Genomic DNA, 22,310 nt, shown 5'->3' on the forward strand with positions numbered 1-22,310 from the left:
TTTTGTGCAGTAATTTCTATATTTGACGTATGAGATTGCCGCGCGAAACACGTACTTATGTTGCTATCGACTTAAAGTCGTTTTTTGCGTCTGTGGAGTGCGTGCTCCGCGGACTTGATCCGCTCACGACGAATCTTGTGGTGGCGGATGCGAGCCGTACCGAAAAGACGATTTGCCTTGCAGTGAGCCCAAGTCTCAAAGCTTATGGGATTCCTGGGCGTGCACGTTTGTTTGAAGTTATCCAGAAGGTGCGCGAAGTCAAACGCCAAACGGGCAAGGATGTTGAGTATATTGTAGCTCCTCCGCAAATGGCAAAGTACGTGGAATATTCTACCCGTGTTTTTAACGTTTATCTGAAATACGTGAGCGCAGACGATATTCATGTTTATTCTATTGACGAATGCTTTATCGACTTGACGCATTACCTCTCGATGTACAAGAAGTCGGCGCGGGAACTTGCAAAAGACATGATCCGCGATGTACTTGAAACGACGGGCATCACGGCAACGGCGGGCATCGGGACGAACCTTTACCTTTGCAAAATTGCAATGGACGTGATGGCAAAGCACGTGGCTCCTGATGCGGATGGCGTTCGCATTGCTGAACTCGACGAGATGACGTATCGCAAGGAACTTTGGGGCCATCGGCCGATTACGAGTTTTTGGCAATTGGGGCGCGGCATTGCGGAGCGCCTTGCACATTGCTACTTGAATAACGGGCGTGGCATTTTTACGATGGGCGACCTTGCGCGTGCAAGCGTCAAGCATCCCGATGCGCTTTACAAGATGTTTGGCGTGAATGCTGAAATTCTGATTGACCATGCGTGGGGCTATGAACCGTGTGGCATCGCCGAAATCAAGCAGTACAAATCCAAGACGCATAGCATTGGTGGTGGGCAAGTTTTAAGTTGTGCATACGACTGTGCCAAGGCTAAAATCGTCATCCGCGAAATGGTAGATACGCTCGCACTCGACCTTGTCGAGAAAGGCCTGGTTACGAACGGCCTTACGCTCCATGTGGGTTATGACCGCGAAAATGTGGACAAGGGAATTTATCACGGCGAAACGGTTATCGATAATTATGGGCGTGAAATCCCGAAACCAGCACATGGGACGGCTCCGCTCTTGAACTACACTTCGTCGGCATCGACAATTGCAGAAGCGGTAATGAAACTTGCGGACCGCATCATGAATCCGTCACTTACGGTGAAGCGCTTGAACCTCACGGCGAATAATGTTTTGGAAGCAACGCAAGAGAGTTACGATCTCTTCACGGACGTGAAAAAGATTGAACGTGAAAAGAAGATGATGCAGGCGCAAATCGCCATCAAAAAGCGCTTTGGCAAGAACGCCATTTTCAAGGGAATGGATATGCAAGAGGGCGCAACAACGCGAGAGCGCAACCAGCAAATTGGAGGGCATAAGGCATGATTGACGATTACAAAGACATCATCGACTTGCCGTATCCGCGGAATGACTGGAATTTCTTGATGAAACACCCGAGAATGTCTGTGGCGAATCGTGCAAAGATTTTCAGCCCGTTTGCAGCACTTCGCGGCCACAATGAAAAAATTGCCGAGACTGCGGAACAACATCTGGATGCTACCCGCGATGAAAACATGTGGGAAGATGTAGATGGTGTTCTTTCGTCATCCTGAACGAAGTGAAGGATCCAGTCATTTTTTAGTTTGACGCTTTGCGTCCGAGGCTTCGGTTCAGAAAACATCGAAAAACGAATGAAGCAGTCAAATTTATTTGACTATTTCTGAGTTCAAGATGTGACGCAAAGCGTCAAATAGGTTTGCAAGCAACCTGCTTCATTCGCCTTGCTCTCGTATCTTCGGGGCAGGCCCCTCAGAATGACGTGAAAAGACAAATGCAATTGATTATGAATCGTTTGTAAAAACAGAAAGTCTCCGGTCGGGTGACCGGAGGCTTGTTTATTAAGGAATCATGAAAATTAAATTCTAGTGATTGTTGCGGTGATCCTTATGGAAGCTCTTGAATTTTTCGAGCTGTTCCTTGGTGAGGATCTTGTTGAAATTCCTTACGCCGTTGATTCTGTGGTCGAGCAATGCTTCCTGAGCCTTGATGATGCCTGCCTTGGCTGCGATGATTTGCTTTTCATCATTGCTGTCGAGCGCTTCGTGCAAAGCCTTTTCGGCGTCCATCTTTTGCTTGCGGAGGGCTTTGAATGTAGAGTCCATTACGATGCGCTGCTGGTCGAGGGCGGCTCTTTGTTCGTGCGTGACTTGAAGAATGGAATCCATGAATTCCGGGCCCGGGCCTTTCTTGAAGTCGAACTTCTTGTCGAAATGCTTGCCTTCCTTGAAGTGTTCGCGCGGACCTTCAGGGCGGCCATCGCGAAAGTCCTTGCCGTGGAAGCGTTCGCCATGGAATTCGCCGTGGTGCTTGCCATGATGCATTCCGCCGCGCTTGCAGCAGTTGCAAGAACAGTCGTTCTTGGCACAGTCATGATTTTCGCAACCGCAGGCGCATTGATTATGCGAGGGCGTGCATGTGGACTGCTTGGAGCAGCAAGATGCGCCGAAGCCGCGGTCTGCAAAGCAGAAGGCGCCAATGGCAAATCCGAGAGAGCAAGCAAGGATGATGATGCTTGCGAAGAATGTCTTGGTGGAAGCGTTCATTATTTAGTCTCCTGTAATAAATAGCTGATGGAGTTGTAGGTATCCAAATTTTCGAGCTCGTCATCGCTCTTTTCGCCGAGATTCCCGTACCAAGAAACGAGTTCGTCAGAGGCGACGTTCTTGATGAGGACATCTTCAGAATCCATGGAGTTAATCGTAAACGTCATGAATGTCGTGAAAAATGCAATGATGGTAAAACTTGCGGCAAGCACGTACTTGGTGCGTGTCTGGATGAAGTTCAAAATCTTTCTTTTTTCAGAAGAATCGAGTCTAGCGCAGACGGTTTCCCAAGAGCCTTTCCTGGGTTCGATTCTTTCGAGTCTTGAAAAATCGATTTTATCATGCATAGTTCAGGTTCTCCTGTAAAAAGTTCTTGACGACTGTTCTTGCTCGGCTAAGCCTTGCCTTGATGGTGCCTTCGGGCATGTTGTAGATCTCGGATAAGTCCTTGATGCCAAGATCTTCGGCGTCCTTGAGCCAGAGCATGCTTCGCGTTTCGGCGGAGAGCTTTGACAGTCCAATTTCAAGCAGTTCCGGGTCGTAATCCTTTTGTTCCTCGTGCTTGCTCCCGAGAGCGGAATCCGTCACGATCTCGATATGTTCTTCTTCGAGTTCGGCGTGGCGCTTCTTGGACCTGAGCCTCATCAAACACTCGTTGACGGTGAGGCGGTACAGCCAGGTGTTGAGAGCGCTATCGCCGCGGAACTTTTGGATTTTCCCTGGAACTGAGACGAAAATGTCCATCAAGACGTCTTCAGCCTCGTCGCGATTCTTGAGCATTCTGAACGCAAGGTTCAGAACGTTCGTGCTATGGGACTTCCACAGCACGCCAAGGGCTTCACGACTTCCTTGTTGAATCTTCTTTATGATGACTTTTTCGTCCATTTCGTTAATTTTGATGCGTGGGGTTTACGGGCGGTTGCATGGATGCTGAAATTTTTTTAAAAGGAGGTGCCCGCTCGGAGGCGGGCATGACAAGAAGAGTAAGAAATAAAATATATTTTATAGCGATGCAAAAAATTCTTTTTGAAAAATTGAAAGAGGCTTTTGCCTCCGTTTTGCCCATTACGCTTATTGTGCTGGTGGTGTCGCATACCCCGCTTGTGACTTTTTCGCTGAAAGAGCAAATTGTTTTTACGGTTAGCGCCATTTTTTTGATTATTGGAATAGGGCTTTTTAATCTGGGGGCAGACCTTGCGATGACGCCGATGGGGGCGTATGTGGGGTCGGGCTTAACCAAGTCACGCAGACTTTTGTTGCTTGTTTCGGTGTGCTTTGTGATGGGGGTTCTCATTACGGTTGCAGAACCGGATTTGTCCGTGCTTGCGGAACAGGTGAAAAATGCCGTGCGGCCGATTCTTTTGATTTCGACGATTGGCGTGGGTGTCGGGATTTTTTTGCTGCTTGCGATTCTGAAGATCGTATTCAAGAAAGACCTTTCGTTGATTATCATTTTCTTTTACATGGTGCTGTTTATGCTCGGGATGCTCATGGTGTCCGTCGGGCGGAATGCGTTTGTGCCGCTCGCATTTGACTCGGGTGGCGTGACGACGGGACCGATTACGGTGCCGTTCATCATGGCGCTTGGCGTTGGCGTTGCGGGTGCGATTGGCGGTAAGAATGCCTCGGAAAATAGCTTTGGCCTGATTGCGCTTTGCTCAGTCGGCCCGATTTTGGCCTTGATGGGCTTGGTCGTATTTTCGAAGGGCGACTTGACGTATGAACTTTCGACGGCGGCATACTCGGTGGATGCGAGCCTTGGCGACAACTTTTTGCCTGCGGTGATGGTGATTGCCCGTGAAGTGCTTGTGGCGCTTGGGCTGATTGTCGTGTTTTTCTGCGCGTTGCAGTGGACGGTGCTCAAGCTCCCGATGGTGAAACTTGTGCAAGTAGGCGTCGGAATCCTTTACACGTTTTTCGGGCTTGTGATTTTCTTGACGGCGGTGACTGTCGGGTTCTTGCCGATTGGTTTTGAAATTGGGTGTGAACTTGCGAAACGCCCGCATGCGCTTGTGGCGGCTGGCTTTATCATTGGCATGGTGGTGGTGCTTGCAGAACCGGCAGTGCATGTGCTCAACAAGCAGGTTGAGGAAGTGACCGGTGGCCTTGTGACCAAGCGCTCGATGCTGATTGCGCTCTCGGTGGGCGTGGGTATTTCGATTGGCCTTTCGATGCTTCGCATTATTATCGGGTTCCCGATTATTTATTACCTCTTGCCGGGTTACTTTATTTCGCTGGGGCTTTCGTTCTTTGTGCCGAAACTTTATACGGCGATTGCATTTGACTCCGGTGGTGTAGCGAGCGGTCCTCTGACTTCGAGCTTTATTCTGCCTTTGGCGATTGGCGCTTGCTCCGTGATTCACGATGGCGGCGATTCAATTTTGAATTATGCGTTTGGCATTGTGGCAATGGTTGCGATGACTCCGCTCATTACAATCCAGGTGCTTGGTTTCAAGGCGATTGTGGCAAGGCTTTGGCGTAACAGAATTATGATGCGTCGCTTGCAGGATGCCGATGACGAACAGATTATTGACTTTGTGTAGAGGCTACGATGGTTGAAACAGTAAAGAATGTTTTGAAACGGGCGGTGCCTCAAAAGGTTCATTCCAAAGTCTCGATGAATCGTCTCAAGATTCTGGTGACGACGGTGAACCGTTCAAAGGCGGACTTCTACATGGATTACATCCAGTCGTTTGGTGCGAATATGCAGTTCGTGTTTTACGGCCACGGCACTGCTCCGCGCGAAATCATGGCGGCGCTTGGGCTTGCGGACTCTGAACGCGCGGTGATTATCAGCATCATTGGCGAAGACCATGTGCCTGCCGTCTTGGAATGTCTGGAAGAAAAATTCAGGACGATTGTGAACGGCAAGGGCATTGCTTACACGATTCCGATGTCAAGCGTCATTGGCAAGTCGGTATTTAACTTTTTGAGCGACAACCGATCTCAGGTAGGGAGAGGGTAATTATGAAACCGAATACACATGAATTAATTATCTGCATTGTGAATAACGGATTCTCCGATACTGTGATGGAAGCCGCTAAAGAGGCGGGTGCCCGTGGTGGCACGGTCTTGAACGCCCGTGGTACGGCAAATAAAGAAGCTGAAGCATTTTTCCATATCGCGATTCAGCCCGAAAAGGAAGTCGTGATGATTCTTGTGCCGCTGAACGTGAAGGATGCGGTGCTCCATTCGCTATATGAAAAAGCGGGCCTCAATACAATGGGGCAGGGGATTGCATTTGCGCTCCCAGTCGATAATGTCGTTGGGCTAACGCCGTGGAAGGTTGAAGCTAAAACGTAAGGCGCATTTCGAGCTTGTCTTTACAAGTTAAAACAACGCCTTTGCGGCCTTGTGCCTTGGAATCGTCAATGAGCTTTTGGATAAGTTCTCCGAACATCAGCCAAAAGTGGTTGCGGTTCTGATTTGCATTATAACTTTACCTGGAAGTAATCGATTTCGGGGTGGCTGATATAGAGGCCGCTCACGGAGGCTTGCGGGTACATGGCGCCGTTTTCGGTGAGGCTGATGCCTACGCTCTTGAAGTCGATGAGCTTCGCGACGTTGAAGATTTCCTTGATATTCGGGAGCACGGGGTAGCCGACGGCCGGGCGGATGCCCTTCCAGCCGCTTGTGCGTTCGAGTTCTTGGCTCAAGTATTCAGCGCCTGCTTCGGCGAGGCGGTCGGCGACAGTCTGCATGAGGAGAACGTCGTAATCGCTGCCGCCCTGTTCTGCTTTGAGCTTTTCCAAGCGCTTGACGAACGTGTCGCTCATGGTCACTGCGAATGCACCGACGATGTCGCGGAAAACGTCCTTGCCTGCGGGAGAGGCGAAAACGCTTGCGGTATTGGCGTTTGCCGGAGCGACGTAGTCGCAGAGGGAAAGGCAAGTACCTTCGGGATTCTGCTGACGTGCGGTCGAAACTTCAACGAAGTCTTCGTCTGTGCCTGTGCGGCCCGTGTTGAAGATGACGGACTTTTCAGTACCGGCAGCAGGGTAGAATGCTTGAACGGCGCGGAGGGCGTATTCGGGCTTTGTGAGCGACTTGATGAGCGCTTCAGCATCGGCCTTGAGCTTCTTGGCTTCTTCTTCGTCCGGCTTGATTTTCCAAGTGAAGAAGAAGTATTCCCAGCTGATGAGCGGGATAATCTTTTCGATAGGAATCGGCGGAAGCTTGCTTTCGCCCATGAACGGCGGCTGTACCGGCTGGTATTTGCTCCAGTCGTACTGGAAGCGGCGTTCTTCCGGCGTGGAGGCGGCTGCGGCCATGGCGTTTGCGGCTTCGGTCTTGATGCCGTTTTGCTTGTCGCGGATGCGCTGCTGCTCTTCGCGGTTTTCTTGAATCGTTTGTTCGCGGGTGGCGGGGTCGAGCAATTTCTGGGCGAGGCCCGGATTGCTGGCGGCGTCGCGCACGTGGAAAACAGGACCGTCATAGCACGGAGCGATTTTCACGGCGGTATGCGTAGGCGAGGTGGTGGCACCACCGACGATAATCGGGATGCGCTGACCTGCGGCCTGCATGGCCTTTGCGACCGTACACATTTCTTCAAGAGACGGCGTAATAAGACCGGAAAGGCTCAAGATATCTGCTTTGTTCTCAATCGCAGCCTTGACAATCACGTCTTCGGGAACCATCACGCCGAGGTCCACCATGTCGTAGCCGTTACAGGCCATAATCACGGAGACAATGTTCTTGCCGATATCATGCACGTCGCCCTTGACGGTCGCGATGACGATTTTACCGCGGCTCGAGGCGTTTGCGTCTTTGCCGGCTTCGATGTAAGGCTGCAAAATTTCCACAGCTTTTTTCATCGTACGTGCGGTTTTCACGACTTGCGGGAGGAACATCTTGCCTTCACCGAAACGACGGCCGACTTCGTTCATGCCGTCCATCAGCGGGCCAGAAATGATGCCGACCGGGCTATCGCCGCGGTTGATGAGTTCCATCAAGTCGGGCTGCAATGTTGTAGAAGTTCCCTTGAGGAGAGCTTCTTGCAAACGTTCTTCGGGCGTGGTGGGCTTGGCGTCAGCAGCTGCGTTGCCTTCGTCAGAAGATGTGCTTGCGCCTGTGCTTACGGCGAAAATTGCTTTCGGGTCGTACTTGGCGCCAGTTTCCTTTGCCTTGGCTTGGGCGGCCGTCATGCGGCTTGCAATTTCGATGAGTTCTTCGCTTGCTTCCGGTTCCGTGTTGAAGATGACTTCAGTAATGGCCATGCGGAGTTCAAGCGGAATTGTCTTGTACTTGATAATTGCACTCGGGTTCATGATCGCCATGCCCATGCCGTTCGGGATGGCGTAATGCAAGAACGTGGTGTGCATCGCTTCGCGCAAGTAGTTGTTGCCACGGAATGCGAACGAGAGGTTCGAAAGACCGCCCGAGATGCGGACGCCGGGGAGGTTGTCCATAATCCAGCGGACAGCGCGGATAAAGTCAATGGCGTAGGCATTGTGTTCTGCCATGCCGGTTGCGACTGTCAAAACGTTCGGGTCGTAAATGATATCGGATGGATCAAAGTGAAGCTGCTTCACCATGATATCGTAAGCACGGGACGCAATTTGTACGCGGCGTTCGTAGTTTGTGGCCTGGCCTTCTTCGTCGAAGAGCATCACAATCACGGCGGCACCGAGGCGCTTCACGGTGAGTGCGTGTTCGATAAACGCCTTTTCGCCCATCTTGAGCGAGATGGAGTTCACGATGCTCTTGCCCTGAATGCACTTGAGGCCTTCTTCGATAACTTCGAAGCGGGAGCTATCGACCATGATAGGCACGCGGCTTACAGCAGGGTCGGATGCAATCAAGTTCAAGAATGTGCGCATTTCGGCGGTGGCATCGAGGAGACCGTCGTCCATGTTGACGTCAATGACGTCGGCGCCGTCATCGACCTGCTTGCGGGCGATGTCGAGCGCTTCTTCGTAATTCTTCTCGTTGATGAGACGCAGGAACTTCTTGGAGCCCGCGACGTTGCAACGTTCGCCGACCTTCACGAAATCATCGGCATTGCAACTGTCGGCGCCGTTGCTCGGGCGAACCTGTTCTCTGAACAACGGTTCGAGCCCCGCAAGGCGGAGGCGCGGGCAAGTGACGTATTTGGGCGCGGGTTCACGGCGCTTGTAATCGGCCGGGAGTTCGTCCAGCATTTTGCGCATCGCGGCGATATGTTCTGGAGTCGTACCGCAGCAACCGCCAATCATGTTCACGAGCTTGTCGTCCAGATAAACGCGCATCAGGCGCACCATATCTTCGGGCGTGTCGTCATAACCGCCGAACTGGTTCGGAAGACCTGCGTTCGGGTGGCAGCTGAGGTAGCACGGAGCGATAGCGCCCATGCGGCGGAGATACGGCACCATGCCATCAGCGCCGAGACCGCAGTTAAGGCCAATGGAAAGCGGGTGCATGTGCATCACGCTCACGGCGAAAGCTTCAACGGTCTGGCCGGAAAGTGTACGCCCGGAAGCGTCGCTCACGGTCATCGAGAGCATGACTTCGATCGACTTGATATCTGCTTCGGGAGTGCCTGCTGCTTTTGCGGCTTCAATGCGCGCATCGTTTGCCTTGCTGTAAGCGCTGAGTGCTGCCTTTGCGTTCAACGTGTCGAAAATCGTTTCGATGAGAATGGCGTCAACGCCTTCTTCCATGAGCACGGAAATTTGTTCCAAATACGCATCTTCGAGTTCGTCAAATGTGATGGCGCGGCTTGCCGGGTCGTTCACGTCTTCGCTCATGGAGAGCATCTTGCTCGTCGGGCCGACGTCGCCCAGAATATAGACCTTGCGGCCATACTTCTTGAAGCCTTCTTCGGCGGCCTGCTTCGCGATTTTCACGGAAGCGCGGTTCATCTCGGCGATGCGATGTTCCTGGTGGTATTCGTGTTGGCTCACGCGCTGGCTCGAGAACGTGTTCGTGGTGAGGCAATCCACGCCTGCATCCACGTAACGACGCTGGATGTCGAGAATTATCTCGGGCTTTTCGATGGAGAGCATGTCGTTGTTGGCGCCCTTGATCCCGTAAGTCTGGATAACGGAGCCCATGCCGCCATCGAGCAGCATCATCTTTGATTCAAACGCTTCGCGAAGAGTCATTTTGATTTCCGTGTTTAAAATTTAAATTTATGCGTATATTTGTTTTTATGCATAAAAATAGAAAAATGCTCGGCGTGCTGTCACGAGCCATGAACCCATAATACCCTAAATTACATATTCCTAGTGAAATGGCAGGAATAATTGGGGCTGGTGTGGATTCCATAGAGATCAAATCCTTCCTTTTTTAGTTTTTTCATGCTGTTCAATAAACAGCTCCTTTTGCATTTCAATTTCGCGAGCTAGAATTTCCTTAGATGGAATGTAAGTCAAGTATTTGGCCGCATACATACGTTTGTTTGTCGCAAGAGTTGAAAAACGAGCAACATCGGCGTTAGTGTCGGAGCAGAGAATTATGCCAATTGTCGGGTTGTCTCCTTCGGTCTTTTTGTAGGTGTCGTAGAGCTTGAGATACATGTCCATTTGCCCTACATCTTCGTACGATATTTTTCTTGTTTTCAAGTCTATCAAGACAAAACATTTCAGCATATAATTATAAAACACCAAGTCGATATAATAGTCATCATCTTCTGTATGGATATGTTGCTGACGACCGACAAAAGCATAGCCTTTCCCCATTTCCATCAGGAATTTTTGTAAGTGATTCAAAATTGCATTTTCCAATGTCGACTCAGTCACCGCGGCTTCCTGATTTACTCCAAGAAACTCTGCAATTAAAGGATTTTTGATAAATTCCGAGCGATCCTTCTGATAATTGGCTGTCAGGTTTTTCATTTCCTTGACAACGGCTGCCTTTTGGGCCTTGGGCGTCTGCATTAACCGATAGTAATATTGAGATGCAATATTCCGCTTTAAGGTGCGATAATCCCATTGTTGCGAAGAGGCTTCTTGCATATACCACGTTCGAGCTTCGAGGTCGGCAACACGCATAAGGCATTCGTAATGACTCCATGATAATTGAGGTAACAACGGTTGTTCTACTTGTTGTTGAATAAGCGCATCAGACTGTCGCTTTGGCGATTGTATTGATTTAGCAGACAATGTCTGCTGAATCTTGAGAATCTCATTTTTGAATTCAGCAGGCAATGCCTGCTGAATTTGCAGAAAACCGAACATTTGATAAAATTTTCTGAAATTTCTAAGTTGAGTCTCGGAAAAACCGTTACCGAAATTTTCGGTCAAAACTTTGGAAGCCTCCTCAATGATACGCTTCCCATAATCAGCTCTCGCCTTTCCCTGCTGTTCCTGTTCCACAATTCGCCAGCCTAGCAACCAATTACAGGCAACCTGCATCAGATTTGCTGCGCGAAAGCTCATGTTCCGTGCCGTAGAAACGATGTTTCTCAAATCCGTTATAAAGTCGGCGTTTAGGTTCGCATTACTCTTCAATTACAGGCAACCTGCATCAGATTTGCTGCGCGAAAGCTCATGTTCCGTGCCGTAGAAACGATGTTTCTCAAATCCGTTATAAAGTCGGCGTTTAGGTTCGCATTACTCTTTGACGGAACGGGTTTCTTTTTAGACATAGAGACTCCTTTGAAAAAAGAAAAACATTTGATAATCATCAAATGCCTTTCGGAGCCTACACTATTAGGAACCGCAGCAGAAATGTAGCATATGTGCCAAAGTTGGCAAGGGGCCTAAGGAAATTTTACAATTTGGTTAGTTTATTCGAGTTGTTTTGATTGTGCCAATAAGTTTTATCCTATCATCTAACCTATTACCCAATCGCGGTTGTCGCAAATTTTGAGACAACCACTTTTTTTCCGTGTTTTGTGGTGAGTGCAAAAATGCACATACCAATTTGGACTTTGGATGGCTTGTTTTTTTCTACTTGTGTAAAATATTATATATATATTACAAGTATGGAAACCTTTATGCACATATCTTCCGAGTGCCCCGTAGCTGTTTGCGGACGGGTTTCTAATTCGTTTACCCCCCCCCCCCCCCATGTAAATTTTTACAAACAAGACTGCTGGGCGCAGTCCTTCTTGTGTGTCATTCTAAAGCTGAATGCAATAGGATTCTTACACTATTTCAATTTAAAATCCCTGAGCTTGTCGAAGGGATAATCAGAGGATAACCTTATGAATAAAATATCCCTTTTAACTTCGCTTATCCTTGCTTTGTTTTTCATTGCCTGTGGCGGTGATAGCGGCAATAGTTCTTCTGCAAAGATTGATGCTGAAGAACATAAAATCGAGGACAAATCTATTAGCGGTGTGTCACAAAAAGGTCCTTTTGTAAAGGGCTCTACGGTGACTGCTTATGAACTTGATGGAAGCAAATCGTTGTTACAGACGGGGCGTTCTTTTAGTGGAACGATTTCTCAGGATGATGGTCGTTTCAACATGAGCAATGTTTCGCTTCAGTCAAGTTTTGTGCGTCTGTCAGTAAATGGCTATTATCGTAACGAAGTGACCGGTGAACGTTCTGCCTCTCCGATAACCTTGAATGCGGTGACGGACCTTTATGCTCGTAATACGGTAAATGTGAACTTGTTGACACACTTGGAATATGACCGAGTTGCTCAATTGTTGCGCGAAGGCGGTGGAACACTTGATATTAAGAAAGTTAAAAAACAAGCTGAAAAGGAAATATTCAATGCGTTCCATTTCGATGTTTCTGATTTTGGTTACTCTGAAGACTTAGATGTATTTGGCAAGACTGAGGCTGATGCGGCTTTGCTCGGTATTTCGATTCTATTGCAGGGCAACCGCAGCGAAGCTGAACTTACGGAACTCTTGGCAGAATTAAGTTCTGATTTTGAGGATGGTAAGTGGGATGATGCTGAGAAAAAGGCAGAAATTGCGGATTGGGCGTTTGAAAATGAATTCCAAAGGAAACTTGCTGATTATCGTAGCAATGTTGAAGGGTGGGGACTTTCAACAACTGTGCCTGATTTTGAAAAATATATTCATAATTTCTGGACGACGGAAAAATTGGGCTTGTGCACTGTAGATAATGAGGGCAAAATTGGTAAGTTGTCTTCTCAGAATTTTGATGGTGTTGTGATTACATGTTCGAATGGTGAATGGGTTTGGAGCATTCAGGGAGAACTTGTGGACAATCGCGATGGACAACATTATCGTACTGTGAAAATTGGTAGTCAAACGTGGATGGCTGAAAATCTGAACTATAAAGTGGAATCAAGTGTCTGTTCCGACAATCAGGATAGCAATTGTACCAAGTATGGTCGTCTTTACACATGGGGTGCTGCGGTTGGTAAGTCAGAAAGTGATTGTTCCCCAAAGGAAAAATGTTCATTACCATCTGGAAATATTCAAGGTGTATGTCCGAGTGGTTGGCATCTGCCGACTAAAGCAGAATGGGATGCTTTAATTAGTTCGGTTGGAGGGAAAATTGCAAATGTCCTCGATGCACTCACGATTGTCAGCAATGCACTCAAGTCTGCAAATGGTTGGCCTTATGTTGGTGTTGGTTGGGTTTCTAATGGTTGGGATGTTTACTCGTTTTCGGCGTTACCTGCAGGCGATAACTTCAATTATGCGGGGAGGAACGCATTCTTCTGGAGCTCTACAGAGTGTGAGTACAATGCATTGTGGGATGGCGCGTATAGATTATTTTTGAGCGTCTATGATAGTTTGGCACCGGCATACTCCTCAATCTCTAATGGTCGGGAAATTGGCCTAGGCAAAGATTCTAAACTCTATGGATATTCTATTCGTTGTCTTCAAGATTAGACGAACTTAGAGGCGCTCTAATCAAAAAAAGTAAAAATTAAACAAAGGAATAAAAGATGATTTTACCTGAATGCTTGAACCAAGAAACGGAACATACGAATTACAAATTTTTGAAGCACGACCAGAAAAATCTTACAATTACTGGTGTATGTAAGGGATATATTAAATTCTCAAAAATTCCTGACTTAAATGATTCTTCGGAAGAATATGCGTATGCAAATTTTGATGAATTCAGTAAATCTGTGATGAATTTTTTTGGTTCTACGAGTTCTCCAGAAGTTTTTGAAAACCTAGAAAAGCAGTTTAATTTAATGAATAAGCTTTTCCCCGAAAAAAATTTTGGCCAAATGAAAGATTTATTTATGTCATTTGCGAAAAATAAGTGCGGAAGTAATCCTATGCTCGGAATTCTTTTAGGCCAAAATAAAGAATTGTTTAAAGGGTTAGAAGACAAATTTAAACAGATCCATAAAGATATTTTAGATAAAGTTGGAATTTTTTGCGTGACAGATAGGCTGAGTCATTTTCCGATGTGGGCTCATTATGCGGATGAAGCTAGGGGATTTGCGGTTGAATTTAAAAATCTTCATCAGTGTTTTAATGGTGATGAAACGGGTGTTTTGCATCAGATTGATCCTGTTGAGTATAAAGAACAAAGAGGTCAAATTTCTACAAAACCATCAGATTTATCCGAAATATTCCGTACAAAACTAAAAGATTGGGAAGAAGAACATGAATATCGTGTATCGGAGCTTCTGACTCAGTGTGAGACTGACGGAAATTGCTATTTGTATCACATTGATCGTAAATATATCAGCCGTATCATTGTTGGTTGGAAATGCCCAGATAATCGATTCGAAGTGATTAAGAGAGAGGCAGACGATGCTGGTATTGAAGTTGTACGATTGAAAATGGATGAATATGGAAATGTTGCCATTTACCAATAGGAATGCTTTATGAAAAAGATCTTCTTATTTTCTGCTATTTCCTTCCTAGCTTTATCTGGTTGTAGCTCCGTTGATGTTGATCAGGTGCAAAATGCCGATGTCAGCGTGAATAGCTCGTCGGTGGAAGTTGTGTCATCGAGTAGCGTGAATCCTGAATCTTCGGATATGAAGACTGAGATATCCTCAAGTTCGCAAACTTCGGCTTTCAAATGCGGAACGAATTTTGAAGATTCCAAAAGCGGAACGTCGTATGCTACGGTTCGTATCAAAACTCAATGTTGGTTTGCTGAAAATCTGAAAATAAATACAGAAAATTCTGTTTGCAATCAAGACGATTCTGAAAATTGTGAAAAATTCGGTCGCCTTTATCCATGGCGTGATGCTAATATTGCATGCCCTGAAGGTAGCCGGTTGCCTGAATTAAGTGATTGGGAAACTCTTGAAGCGAATCTAGGAAATGCCGCCTATGCGGGCTTTTACTTGAAGGCCGAAGATACTAGTTGGAAAAACGCCAATAACGATGCCGGATTCTCTGCTCTCCCTGCGGGTTATTATGATGCAGAAGGGGGTGATTATGTAGAACCTGGTTTTGCGACATTTTTTTGGAGTGCTACAGAAAAAGATGGGACGCTTGTCAAATTTGTCGGCTTGAGAAATATGTCGGATAATATGGAATATGGCGAATATGCTAAATCGTATAAACTTTCCGTTCGCTGTATGATTGATGATTTCAAGTAGAAAAGCGTACATCTCCAAAAAATTACAGGGAAATGAGGTGCAAGCGAAGTTATAACTACTTAATTAGTATAGATTTGCACTCATGAATATCGTTATTTACGCGCTTTTTGCTCTCTCTGGTTTTGCGGGTCTCATTTACGAGGGGTCGTGGGCCAGGTACCTTAAACTTTTCCTCGGACATTCGAGCTATGGTCAGGTGCTTACGCTCTGCATTTACATGGGCGGGCTTGCGATCGGTAGTTTTGTCGCGGGTAAGCTTGTGGAGCGCGTGAAGCGACCGCTGCTCGGGTATGCGGCGGTGGAGCTTGCGATTGGCATTGGCGGGCTGATTTACCACCCGATGTACATCTGGATTACGGATTACTTTTACGATTCGAATTTTGTGGCGGGGTTGAGTTCGCGCGGAGCGGAAATTCTGAAGGTCGTTTTGGCGACGGGGTCAACGCTCCCGATTGCGATTGCGGTGGGCATGACGTTCCCATTCATCGCGGCGGGTCTTATGCGCAAGAGCGGTGCCGAAGTCTCGCTTCCGATGCTTTACTTTACGAATAGCCTCGGTAGTGCAATTGGTATTTTGTTCACAAGCTACATCTTGATTCCGGAACTCGGAAACCACATCACGCTTTGTGTCGCGGCTTCAATCAACTTCTTGCTTGCTGCGGTGTTCTGCTTTATCGGCTATACGACGCCTTCGACGTACGAGGAAGAACTTGAAGAAGAAGGGGCTGGGGCGCTGGCGACTGCTGACGGGGATGCGGCGAGTGTTCGCGAAATGCGCGCGGAACCGCTCAACGAAGATTATGTGGCGGAACACAAGCTCGCCATGCCTCCGAAAAACATGTGGTTCTGGATTGCGGGGATTACGGGACTTACTTCGTTTGTCTATGAAATTGTTTGGATTCGTTTGCTCTCGCTGTTGATGGGTTCTTCGAGCCATAGCTTTGACCAAATGCTTTCGGCGTTCATTTTAGGACTTGCCATTGGCAGTGCCGTGAGCGGAAAGCTGTTGAAGAAGGACTCGCTCGTGGTGCTTTCGCTTGCGCAGATTTTCATGGGATTCTTTGCGCTTTGCACTCTGTATTTTTACAAGCCGTTCTGGGAAGGCATGAATATTGCGAACCAGATCTTCAATACGACGAACGACGGTTACGTTTGCTGGAGCATTTTCAAGTATGCGCTTTCGATTTTGTGGATGGTGCCGACGAGCTTCTTTGCGGGCATGACGCTCCCGCTGATTACGTTGATTCTCACTCGTGCGTTTAAGAGCGAAGCCCCGATAGGGAAGGTCTACGGCTGGAATACGGTAGGATCGATTCTTGGTTCGGCAGGCGGTGGGCTTTTGCTGTTGCCGTTGATGCAGCTCAAGGGTTCGCTTGTGCTCGCGGCTGTGCTTGACTTTATGATTGGCTTTATCTTGCTCGTCATTTATCGCAAAAAGTTCCGCTATAGCGTGCTTTTTTACGTGATGACTGCGGTGATGATTTTGCCTTCGTTCTTTGTGAATTTTGATCCGCACATGATTACGTCGGGCGCCTTCCGCGCTTACAAGAATTTGCATCCGGATGAAAAGATTGTGGTGCGCGATGGCAAAACGGCGACGATCAGCTTTCACGAATCCGACGTGCATTATTACGTGAAGACGAACGGCAAGGCTGATGCGAGCATGAGCAAGAATCGTGAACGCCCGATTGAAGGCGACGAACTCACGCAAGCGGCGACCGCGTTTATGCCGATGGCGATGAAGGACAAACCGTACGATGCTGCCATGGTTGGATTTGGCAGTGGCATGGGCGCACATTACTTGTTGGCGGATCCGCTGGTGCGCGATTTTGACTGCGTGGAAATCGAAGAAGAAATGATGAACCTCGCTCGCGGATTTTATCCGTGGAACGCTCGCGGTTATGATGACCCGCGCATCCACATTTTCATTGATGACGCGCAGACGTTCTTTCTCACGAACCGTCGCAAGTACGACTTGATGATTAGTGTGCCGAGTAACCCGTGGGTGAGCGGTGTCGCAAGCTTGTTCAGCCATGAATTTTATACCAAGATGCGCCGCTATATGAAACCGGGCGGACTTTGGGTGCAGTGGATTCAAACATACGAATTTAACGACTTGCTGTTCCTCAACATCTTGAAGGCGCTCGACGTGACGTTCCCGTACGTGAGTTTGTACAAGGCTCCTGAGGAGCCGGACATTATCATTGTCGCTAGTGACGAACCGGTGATGCAACGCGCGATTGGCCGCTTCAGCACAGATCCGACGCTCGTGAAGGAATTCAAGCGCATCCACCGCGAACCGGATTTCTTTGGCGAACAGAATTTCCTCTTTACGTCGAAGATGATTACATCGCTTTTGGATGGCGTAGAACCGAACAGCACGTTTATCCCGATTGTCGACAACAAGGCTGAAGAAGCTCGCTTCGTGCATTCGAACGCGCGCATTGTGCAGGTGTTTGACAGCTGCGAAATTTGCTGGCCGGAATATTTGGACTCGGCAGATTATGCGTTGCGTCGTCCGATAAAGGTTCAGTCCATGCTCAAGGCGGGTACGGACAAGTACCGCGAACGTGCGCTCTTGGCGTATATTAAAGAAGTGAAAAAGCGCAAGAAAGTTTTCGATGGTATTTCGGCAATGCTCGAACCCAATGCGGATGATTCTGAAAAGGGCTCGGATTCCGCGGCTGTTTCTTCTGCAAAAGTTGCGGCAGTTTCGGAAAATTCTGTCGATTCAGCGACGGCAGTGGATAGCCTCGTGCGTCCAAAATTCAAGGTGGACGAAACCTCTCCGGATTGGAAAAAGTTCCGCGAAGAATATGTGGAATGGATGCGAGGCATCCCGATGGAAGCTCGTGACACGAACAAGGTTTATGTCAAGGTTCGCAATCTCGTGAATGCAAACGTGCTTCCGGAATCGTTCGTGGATGAGTTCAATATCATGGAAGCTGCCCGTGCCAAGGATTACAGGCTCGCTGCGGAATATGTTGCGAATTTCTACGAGAAGTACGAAGTCGCTGCGATGGATGAATTCTTCTTGCGCAACGCGATTCTGATTGCTTTCCTCGCGCACAACCCGACGCTCGCCGACGTGCTCTACAAGGAAGCCATCAAGCCGCACGAAGAATTTGCCCCGATCGAGAAACTCCTCATCCAGAAGGAAATCCCGAGAATCCGCAGAAGGTAATCGGTTTATCGCGGAAATTTGAAAAAACATCGTTTTTTACGTGAAAAAAGATTAAGATTAATCGATTTTCACGTAAATTTCTGCACAAATTAAGCGAAAATAGATTTGAAGTCCTCGTGTTGAGGACTTTTTCCATTATTTGTGCTACAAAAAATGACTTTTAGGCGGTTTTGTAGCATACCTGATGGTGAAAAATTCCTTGATTGCTGAAAAATATTACGTACAACGTTGAAAAAAATACGTGAATAACTACGAAGAAAAATAGGTTTTCACGTAAAATCAGGGCTTTTTCAAAAATTTCATTTTTCAAAACAAAAATCGCGGCAGTTCATGCCGCGTTGAAATTTCACTGGATGTTTCGCCCAGTGGGCTCAACATGACGAAATGGCTGGGGCTTAACATGACGGTCTCTAGAACAGGAACGATACACCGACGTTGGTGTAGAAGGTGAGGAGTGTGGAGTTCGTGAAAGACGGTTCCACAGTCAAGCCCTGGTTCAAAAGGTTTGTGAAGCATTGAACAACGCGAAGATTCAGGTGGATGTTGCGTGTCAGCATGTAACCGCCTTCGATAGCCATACCAACTTCCATGTTCGTCGAAACGAATGTGTTGGTGCTCTTGTCGGCGTTTCCAGTCACTACGCCGCCGTTGGCTTCGGAACTGAATTCGGTATCGCCCATCAGCTTAAGTCCGAGGTGCAAACCTGCTGCGGCGAAAAAGTCATATTGCTCGAACGTGTAACGGAACATGATTGGAAGTTCAAACAACATAATGTTGAGCTTGGCCTTGTTCGTGTAAACGTCCATGTCTTTTTCGTAATTGTATTGGCGGTAGTTGAACGTGAGTTCCGGGACAAGGCTAAAGTTCTTGGTGAACATCGAAATCTTGATGATAAGGCCTGCGCCTACGTTCCAGCCTGCGCCCCATCCGTCGGAATTTGAACCGAGGAACGTGTTGAAACCGCCCTGGACACGTGCGCCAAGGAACACGGACTGTGAGAACCCTTCACTACGCTGCTTGCTAATTTCGGAACGCGATGTAGTCTGCGTCTTGTATCTAGCGTATGCGCTTGCGTATTCTTCGTCATTTGCAAATTCGCTGTCGTTTGTTCCGTCGTAAGAGCTGGAGTTATTTTCGCTGGTTGCGGGTCTGGGTGAATCGACAGAAACCCATTCATCATCATCGGAACTTTGAGCGAATGCACTTGTGGAAAGTGCTAAAACCATGGACGCGAGAATGCAAGAATTTTTTAAAAGCATGGCGAAATAATAACAAATCGTGGAGGTTCAACGACTTAAAAATATTTTAATAAGGGTTAAATAAATAGAAAAAGAAAGTTTACAGAAAGGGCGCGTGCGCCTATTGCTCGGCATGGCTAATGAAAACGGGATGAATAGTCTCTATTCTAATTTAAACTAGGGTTTTTGTGGTCTGTGTAAACTTTACTTTGTAATTTGAAAAGTGGGTGGATGTCCCACCCTAATAAATAAGGAGGTCAATCATGAAAACCGCAAAGTTGATGATGTTCCTTGCTTTGTCTGTTCTGGTCTCGTCTTCTTTTGCGGCGAGGCAAGTAAAGTCTAAGCTGGGTGATATCAATGTTACTTCAGAAAAAGGTGGTGGCAAGGTCGTGTGCACGGCAGGCTTTAACGATGCTCTTACGATTGTCAGGGACACTGACACGGAAGTTCTCGTAAAAGGAAGCTGCGGACAGGGCTGGGTCGAAAAGTCCAAGATTGAATATATAGCCAGTGCTCCGGGCAATAAGTCCATGACGTTTAACGCTGTCAATGTGCTTGGCTGGACGGACAATCGAGAACTTATTGATGTTTTCGGCGGTTATGTTAACGAAGCCCCTGAAGTGGAAATCGAACGTGACTTTAGAGAATATCTGACCTACACCATGGACCGTGAGCAGGTCGAAATGCGAAACGGTGAAAACTAACAGCGTAGACTTCTAATTTTAGCTCTGGATGGGTGGCCGCCTTCCAGGGCTTCTTTGTTTTATAAAAACTTATTTTTGTTTTAAATTTTTAAAATTTTTTAGATTGAATTTTGAAATTGCCGAAATTTGCTTAAAAACGCCATTTTTGTTTTTGAAGTGCTATTGTGTTGTTCGGTACAAATTTTTATTTTTACTATCATGAAGCCTATTACCGAATACAAAGATTATCGCGAATATTTGTTGGATTATTACCACGAACGGAAGCGCTGTTCTGCGTTTACATGGCGTGAATTTGCGAAATTGGCGGGGTTTGCTTCTGGTTCGCACTTGAAGCTCGTTTGCGATGGCAAGACAAGGCTTCGCGAAGATGGGGCGAAAAGAACCGCGCAAGCTATGAACTTGTCCGATTTTGAACGTGATTATTTTGTCTTGATGGTGCGCTATGAACGTGCGAAAACGGATCTTGAAAAGAAAAAATGCTTTGAAGAAATGCAAGCGCTCTGTGAAGCTAGCCGTGTGAAAATTCTTGGAAGTGAGCTTTACACCTTCTATGAAACGTGGAAACATTCTGTTGTCCGTGAACTTGCTGTAGCGATGCCGGGGGCGAAACCGAACGAGATTGCCAAAATGTGCAAGCCTCCGATTTCTGCAGCGGATGTCAGTGAAAGTTTAAGTTTTTTGGTGAAGTCTGGACTTTTGACGCGTGATGTCAAGGGACGTTACCACCAGGCGAATCAATCGCTCTCGACGGGACGCTTGAACGTCGTTGCTGTGGCCGTTCATTCGTTGTTGCGCCAGATGGGTGAATTTGCTTTGGAGGCTTTGGACAAATTGCCTATTTCGGAACGAAACTTTAGCGGTATTACCATGGGCGTGACAGCAGAAAGTTATGCGAAAGTTGTTGAAGAGCTTGTCCAGTGCCGTAAACGTATTGTGTCGATTGTCTCTGAAGATAAGAATGTGGAAAAAGTTTGCCGTTTGAACATGCAACTTTTCCCGCTGACGGAAAATATTTGCAATGGCACTTCTGTAAGAGTGAATCAAAAATAAATTGAATTTAAACGAGTGAGAGTGAGTATGAAGTATTGGTATTTAGTTGCATTTGCAACTTTGTTTTGGGCTTGCTCCGAAAGCAATATGGCGGGCGGCACGAGCGAAGAAGCCGAAGGCATTGTTGCGATTAAGGATCGTGAAGTTGCTGGTGTTACGCAGAAGGGCCCTTTCTTGGTGGGTTCCTCGGTGACGATTCAGGAACTCGATGGAAAAACTTTAATTCAAACAGGTCGGAGTTTCAAGACAAGCGTAAAAACTAATTTGGGAGATTTTGCTGTCAAGAATGTGAATCTTGCTTCGCAGTATGCTTTGCTTGAAGTAAATGGCTATTTTCGTAATGAAGTTACCGGAAAAAATTCTGAAGGCATGATTTCTTTAAATGCCCTTACGGATTTGACGAACCGTAACAATGTAAATGTGAATGTTCTTACGCATCTAGAGACGGATCGTGTTCTTAATCTTGTTCAGAAACAGGGCATGTCTTTTGCAGATGCTAAAAAACAAGCTGAGTCAGAAATTTTTTCGTCATTCGGCTTTACAAAAGATTGGCAATCTCCGGAAGATATGAATATTTTATCAGGGGAGAATAGCGATGTTTTATTTGCTTTAAGCGTACTGATGCTGGGGAATGACTCTGTTGCGGACTTTTCTGAACGCCTCGCTTTGGCTGCTCGTTCTTTTGCAGAAAATGGTGAGTGGCACGGCCCAGAAAAGGGCGAAGTTGCGGATTGGGCTTATCAACTTGAAAGTGAAGAATATAAGAAAGATGTAGAGCATACAATATTGTCAAAAATCTGGGATAATGTGGAGTCGTGGAATCTACGTGATGGATCCCCGTTGTTTTTTGCTCCTTATATAGACGGCCTTCTTTATGTGTTTTGGATAAATGAGTATAATCTTGGACTGTGTGATAAAAATCATTCTGGGGAAATGAGAAAAAATACTAATCCTTATAGCAAATATTATGATAAAGAGTTTGTGTGCTACTACAACAATGAATCCAGATGTACTGATGATGGTATTGGATGCCGGTGGTTGTTAGCCGAGTAATC

Annotated in this window: 19 protein-coding genes; 12 read left to right on the forward strand and 7 right to left on the reverse strand. The window is 47.1% G+C overall.

The window, feature by feature from the left end:
* The first annotated feature begins 29 nt into the window (after positions 1-29).
* Positions 30-1,430, forward strand: a complete 1,401-nt coding sequence (locus tag CRN95_RS10710) for a DNA methylase (protein WP_097020865.1) — start codon at positions 30-32, stop codon at positions 1,428-1,430.
* A complete protein-coding gene (locus CRN95_RS10715) occupies positions 1,427-1,657 on the forward strand; it encodes a hypothetical protein (RefSeq protein ID WP_088631381.1) in 231 nt (76 codons plus the stop codon). The genes CRN95_RS10710 and CRN95_RS10715 overlap by 4 nt, the downstream gene beginning before the upstream one ends.
* A gap of 309 nt (positions 1,658-1,966) precedes the next feature.
* Here CRN95_RS10715 and CRN95_RS10720 read toward each other — a convergent pair whose 3' ends face one another.
* Genes CRN95_RS10720 through CRN95_RS10730 form a run of 3 tightly spaced genes read right to left on the reverse strand, consistent with a single transcriptional unit; the run spans position 1,967 to position 3,532 of the window.
* A complete protein-coding gene (locus CRN95_RS10720) occupies positions 1,967-2,647 on the reverse strand; it encodes a Spy/CpxP family protein refolding chaperone (protein WP_097020866.1) in 681 nt (226 codons plus the stop codon).
* Positions 2,647-2,994: a hypothetical protein gene (locus CRN95_RS10725; RefSeq protein WP_088631379.1), complete on the reverse strand. Its 348-nt coding sequence runs from the start codon at positions 2,992-2,994 to the stop codon at positions 2,647-2,649. Before CRN95_RS10725 ends, CRN95_RS10720 begins: the two co-directional genes overlap by 1 nt.
* Positions 2,987-3,532 (reverse strand): RNA polymerase sigma factor, encoded by a 546-nt coding sequence (locus CRN95_RS10730; RefSeq protein ID WP_097020867.1) that lies wholly within the window; start codon positions 3,530-3,532, stop codon positions 2,987-2,989. The genes CRN95_RS10725 and CRN95_RS10730 overlap by 8 nt, the downstream gene beginning before the upstream one ends.
* Positions 3,533-3,657: 125 nt before the next feature.
* Here CRN95_RS10730 and CRN95_RS10735 point away from each other — a divergent pair, with 125 nt between their 5' ends.
* The 3 genes from CRN95_RS10735 to CRN95_RS10745 are packed head-to-tail and all read left to right on the forward strand — an operon-like array spanning position 3,658 to position 5,950.
* On the forward strand, positions 3,658-5,190 hold the full coding sequence (locus CRN95_RS10735) for a DUF1538 domain-containing protein (protein ID WP_097020868.1): 1,533 nt from the start codon (positions 3,658-3,660) through the stop codon (positions 5,188-5,190).
* A gap of 8 nt (positions 5,191-5,198) precedes the next feature.
* A complete protein-coding gene (locus tag CRN95_RS10740) occupies positions 5,199-5,612 on the forward strand; it encodes a hypothetical protein (RefSeq protein ID WP_088641313.1) in 414 nt (137 codons plus the stop codon).
* Between the two features lie 2 nt (positions 5,613-5,614).
* Complete coding sequence (locus CRN95_RS10745) at positions 5,615-5,950, forward strand: P-II family nitrogen regulator (RefSeq protein WP_097020869.1); 336 nt, start codon at positions 5,615-5,617, stop codon at positions 5,948-5,950.
* A 128-nt stretch (positions 5,951-6,078) separates the two neighbouring features.
* Here the strand turns inward: CRN95_RS10745 and metH are convergent, their stop codons facing one another.
* From metH to CRN95_RS14835, 3 genes are all read right to left on the reverse strand, one after another.
* Complete coding sequence (gene metH, locus CRN95_RS10750; RefSeq protein WP_097020870.1) at positions 6,079-9,729, reverse strand: methionine synthase; 3,651 nt, start codon at positions 9,727-9,729, stop codon at positions 6,079-6,081.
* Positions 9,730-9,897: 168 nt separating this feature from the next.
* On the reverse strand, positions 9,898-11,034 hold the full coding sequence (locus CRN95_RS10755; protein WP_159462303.1) for a YhcG family protein: 1,137 nt from the start codon (positions 11,032-11,034) through the stop codon (positions 9,898-9,900).
* A 38-nt stretch (positions 11,035-11,072) separates the two neighbouring features.
* Complete coding sequence (locus CRN95_RS14835; RefSeq protein ID WP_159462304.1) at positions 11,073-11,213, reverse strand: hypothetical protein; 141 nt, start codon at positions 11,211-11,213, stop codon at positions 11,073-11,075.
* 561 nt (positions 11,214-11,774) lie between these two features.
* Between CRN95_RS14835 and CRN95_RS10765 the strand changes: the two genes are divergently transcribed.
* The 4 genes from CRN95_RS10765 to CRN95_RS10780 all read left to right on the forward strand — a co-directional run bounded on the left by CRN95_RS10765 (position 11,775) and on the right by CRN95_RS10780 (position 18,260).
* Entirely contained in the window at positions 11,775-13,391 is a 1,617-nt protein-coding gene (locus CRN95_RS10765; protein WP_097020872.1) for a fibrobacter succinogenes major paralogous domain-containing protein, read from the forward strand.
* Between the two features lie 56 nt (positions 13,392-13,447).
* Positions 13,448-14,338, forward strand: a complete 891-nt coding sequence (locus tag CRN95_RS10770) for a DUF2971 domain-containing protein (protein WP_097020873.1) — start codon at positions 13,448-13,450, stop codon at positions 14,336-14,338.
* A gap of 9 nt (positions 14,339-14,347) precedes the next feature.
* A complete protein-coding gene (locus CRN95_RS10775) occupies positions 14,348-15,076 on the forward strand; it encodes an FISUMP domain-containing protein (RefSeq protein WP_097020874.1) in 729 nt (242 codons plus the stop codon).
* 82 nt (positions 15,077-15,158) lie between these two features.
* Positions 15,159-18,260, forward strand: coding sequence for a spermine synthase (locus CRN95_RS10780; RefSeq protein WP_097020875.1), 3,102 nt, complete (start codon positions 15,159-15,161; stop codon positions 18,258-18,260).
* A 410-nt stretch (positions 18,261-18,670) separates the two neighbouring features.
* Here the strand turns inward: CRN95_RS10780 and CRN95_RS10785 are convergent, their stop codons facing one another.
* A complete protein-coding gene (locus CRN95_RS10785; protein ID WP_088631372.1) occupies positions 18,671-19,519 on the reverse strand; it encodes an outer membrane beta-barrel protein in 849 nt (282 codons plus the stop codon).
* 242 nt (positions 19,520-19,761) lie between these two features.
* Between CRN95_RS10785 and CRN95_RS10790 the strand changes: the two genes are divergently transcribed.
* The 3 genes from CRN95_RS10790 to CRN95_RS10800 all read left to right on the forward strand — a co-directional run bounded on the left by CRN95_RS10790 (position 19,762) and on the right by CRN95_RS10800 (position 22,308).
* On the forward strand, positions 19,762-20,205 hold the full coding sequence (locus CRN95_RS10790) for a hypothetical protein (RefSeq protein WP_088631371.1): 444 nt from the start codon (positions 19,762-19,764) through the stop codon (positions 20,203-20,205).
* A 198-nt stretch (positions 20,206-20,403) separates the two neighbouring features.
* A complete protein-coding gene (locus tag CRN95_RS10795; protein WP_369832981.1) occupies positions 20,404-21,255 on the forward strand; it encodes a TIGR02147 family protein in 852 nt (283 codons plus the stop codon).
* Positions 21,256-21,282: 27 nt separating this feature from the next.
* Positions 21,283-22,308 carry a hypothetical protein gene (locus tag CRN95_RS10800; protein ID WP_145993987.1) on the forward strand — a complete coding sequence of 342 codons (1,026 nt, stop codon included), beginning with the start codon at positions 21,283-21,285 and terminating at the stop codon, positions 22,306-22,308.
* Positions 22,309-22,310: the final 2 nt, after the last annotated feature.

This window comes from Fibrobacter sp. UWB16 (assembly GCF_900215325.1).
In the GTDB taxonomy this organism is placed as follows: domain Bacteria; phylum Fibrobacterota; class Fibrobacteria; order Fibrobacterales; family Fibrobacteraceae; genus Fibrobacter.

What these genes read in the sequence shown, in the direction of transcription:
- CRN95_RS10710 (WP_097020865.1), top strand. Translation starts at nt 30, where the DNA reads ATGAGATTGCCGCGCGAAACACGTACTTATGTTGCTATCGACTTAAAG.
- CRN95_RS10715 (WP_088631381.1), top strand. Translation starts at nt 1,427, where the DNA reads ATGATTGACGATTACAAAGACATCATCGACTTGCCGTATCCGCGGAAT.
- CRN95_RS10720 (WP_097020866.1), bottom strand. Translation starts at nt 2,647, where the DNA reads ATGAACGCTTCCACCAAGACATTCTTCGCAAGCATCATCATCCTTGCT.
- CRN95_RS10725 (WP_088631379.1), bottom strand. Translation starts at nt 2,994, where the DNA reads ATGCATGATAAAATCGATTTTTCAAGACTCGAAAGAATCGAACCCAGG.
- CRN95_RS10730 (WP_097020867.1), bottom strand. Translation starts at nt 3,532, where the DNA reads ATGGACGAAAAAGTCATCATAAAGAAGATTCAACAAGGAAGTCGTGAA.
- CRN95_RS10735 (WP_097020868.1), top strand. Translation starts at nt 3,658, where the DNA reads ATGCAAAAAATTCTTTTTGAAAAATTGAAAGAGGCTTTTGCCTCCGTT.
- CRN95_RS10740 (WP_088641313.1), top strand. Translation starts at nt 5,199, where the DNA reads ATGGTTGAAACAGTAAAGAATGTTTTGAAACGGGCGGTGCCTCAAAAG.
- CRN95_RS10745 (WP_097020869.1), top strand. Translation starts at nt 5,615, where the DNA reads ATGAAACCGAATACACATGAATTAATTATCTGCATTGTGAATAACGGA.
- metH (WP_097020870.1), bottom strand. Translation starts at nt 9,729, where the DNA reads ATGACTCTTCGCGAAGCGTTTGAATCAAAGATGATGCTGCTCGATGGC.
- CRN95_RS14835 (WP_159462304.1), bottom strand. Translation starts at nt 11,213, where the DNA reads ATGTCTAAAAAGAAACCCGTTCCGTCAAAGAGTAATGCGAACCTAAAC.
- CRN95_RS10765 (WP_097020872.1), top strand. Translation starts at nt 11,775, where the DNA reads ATGAATAAAATATCCCTTTTAACTTCGCTTATCCTTGCTTTGTTTTTC.
- CRN95_RS10770 (WP_097020873.1), top strand. Translation starts at nt 13,448, where the DNA reads ATGATTTTACCTGAATGCTTGAACCAAGAAACGGAACATACGAATTAC.
- CRN95_RS10775 (WP_097020874.1), top strand. Translation starts at nt 14,348, where the DNA reads ATGAAAAAGATCTTCTTATTTTCTGCTATTTCCTTCCTAGCTTTATCT.
- CRN95_RS10780 (WP_097020875.1), top strand. Translation starts at nt 15,159, where the DNA reads ATGAATATCGTTATTTACGCGCTTTTTGCTCTCTCTGGTTTTGCGGGT.
- CRN95_RS10785 (WP_088631372.1), bottom strand. Translation starts at nt 19,519, where the DNA reads ATGCTTTTAAAAAATTCTTGCATTCTCGCGTCCATGGTTTTAGCACTT.
- CRN95_RS10790 (WP_088631371.1), top strand. Translation starts at nt 19,762, where the DNA reads ATGAAAACCGCAAAGTTGATGATGTTCCTTGCTTTGTCTGTTCTGGTC.
- CRN95_RS10795 (WP_369832981.1), top strand. Translation starts at nt 20,404, where the DNA reads ATGAAGCCTATTACCGAATACAAAGATTATCGCGAATATTTGTTGGAT.
- CRN95_RS10800 (WP_145993987.1), top strand. Translation starts at nt 21,283, where the DNA reads ATGAAGTATTGGTATTTAGTTGCATTTGCAACTTTGTTTTGGGCTTGC.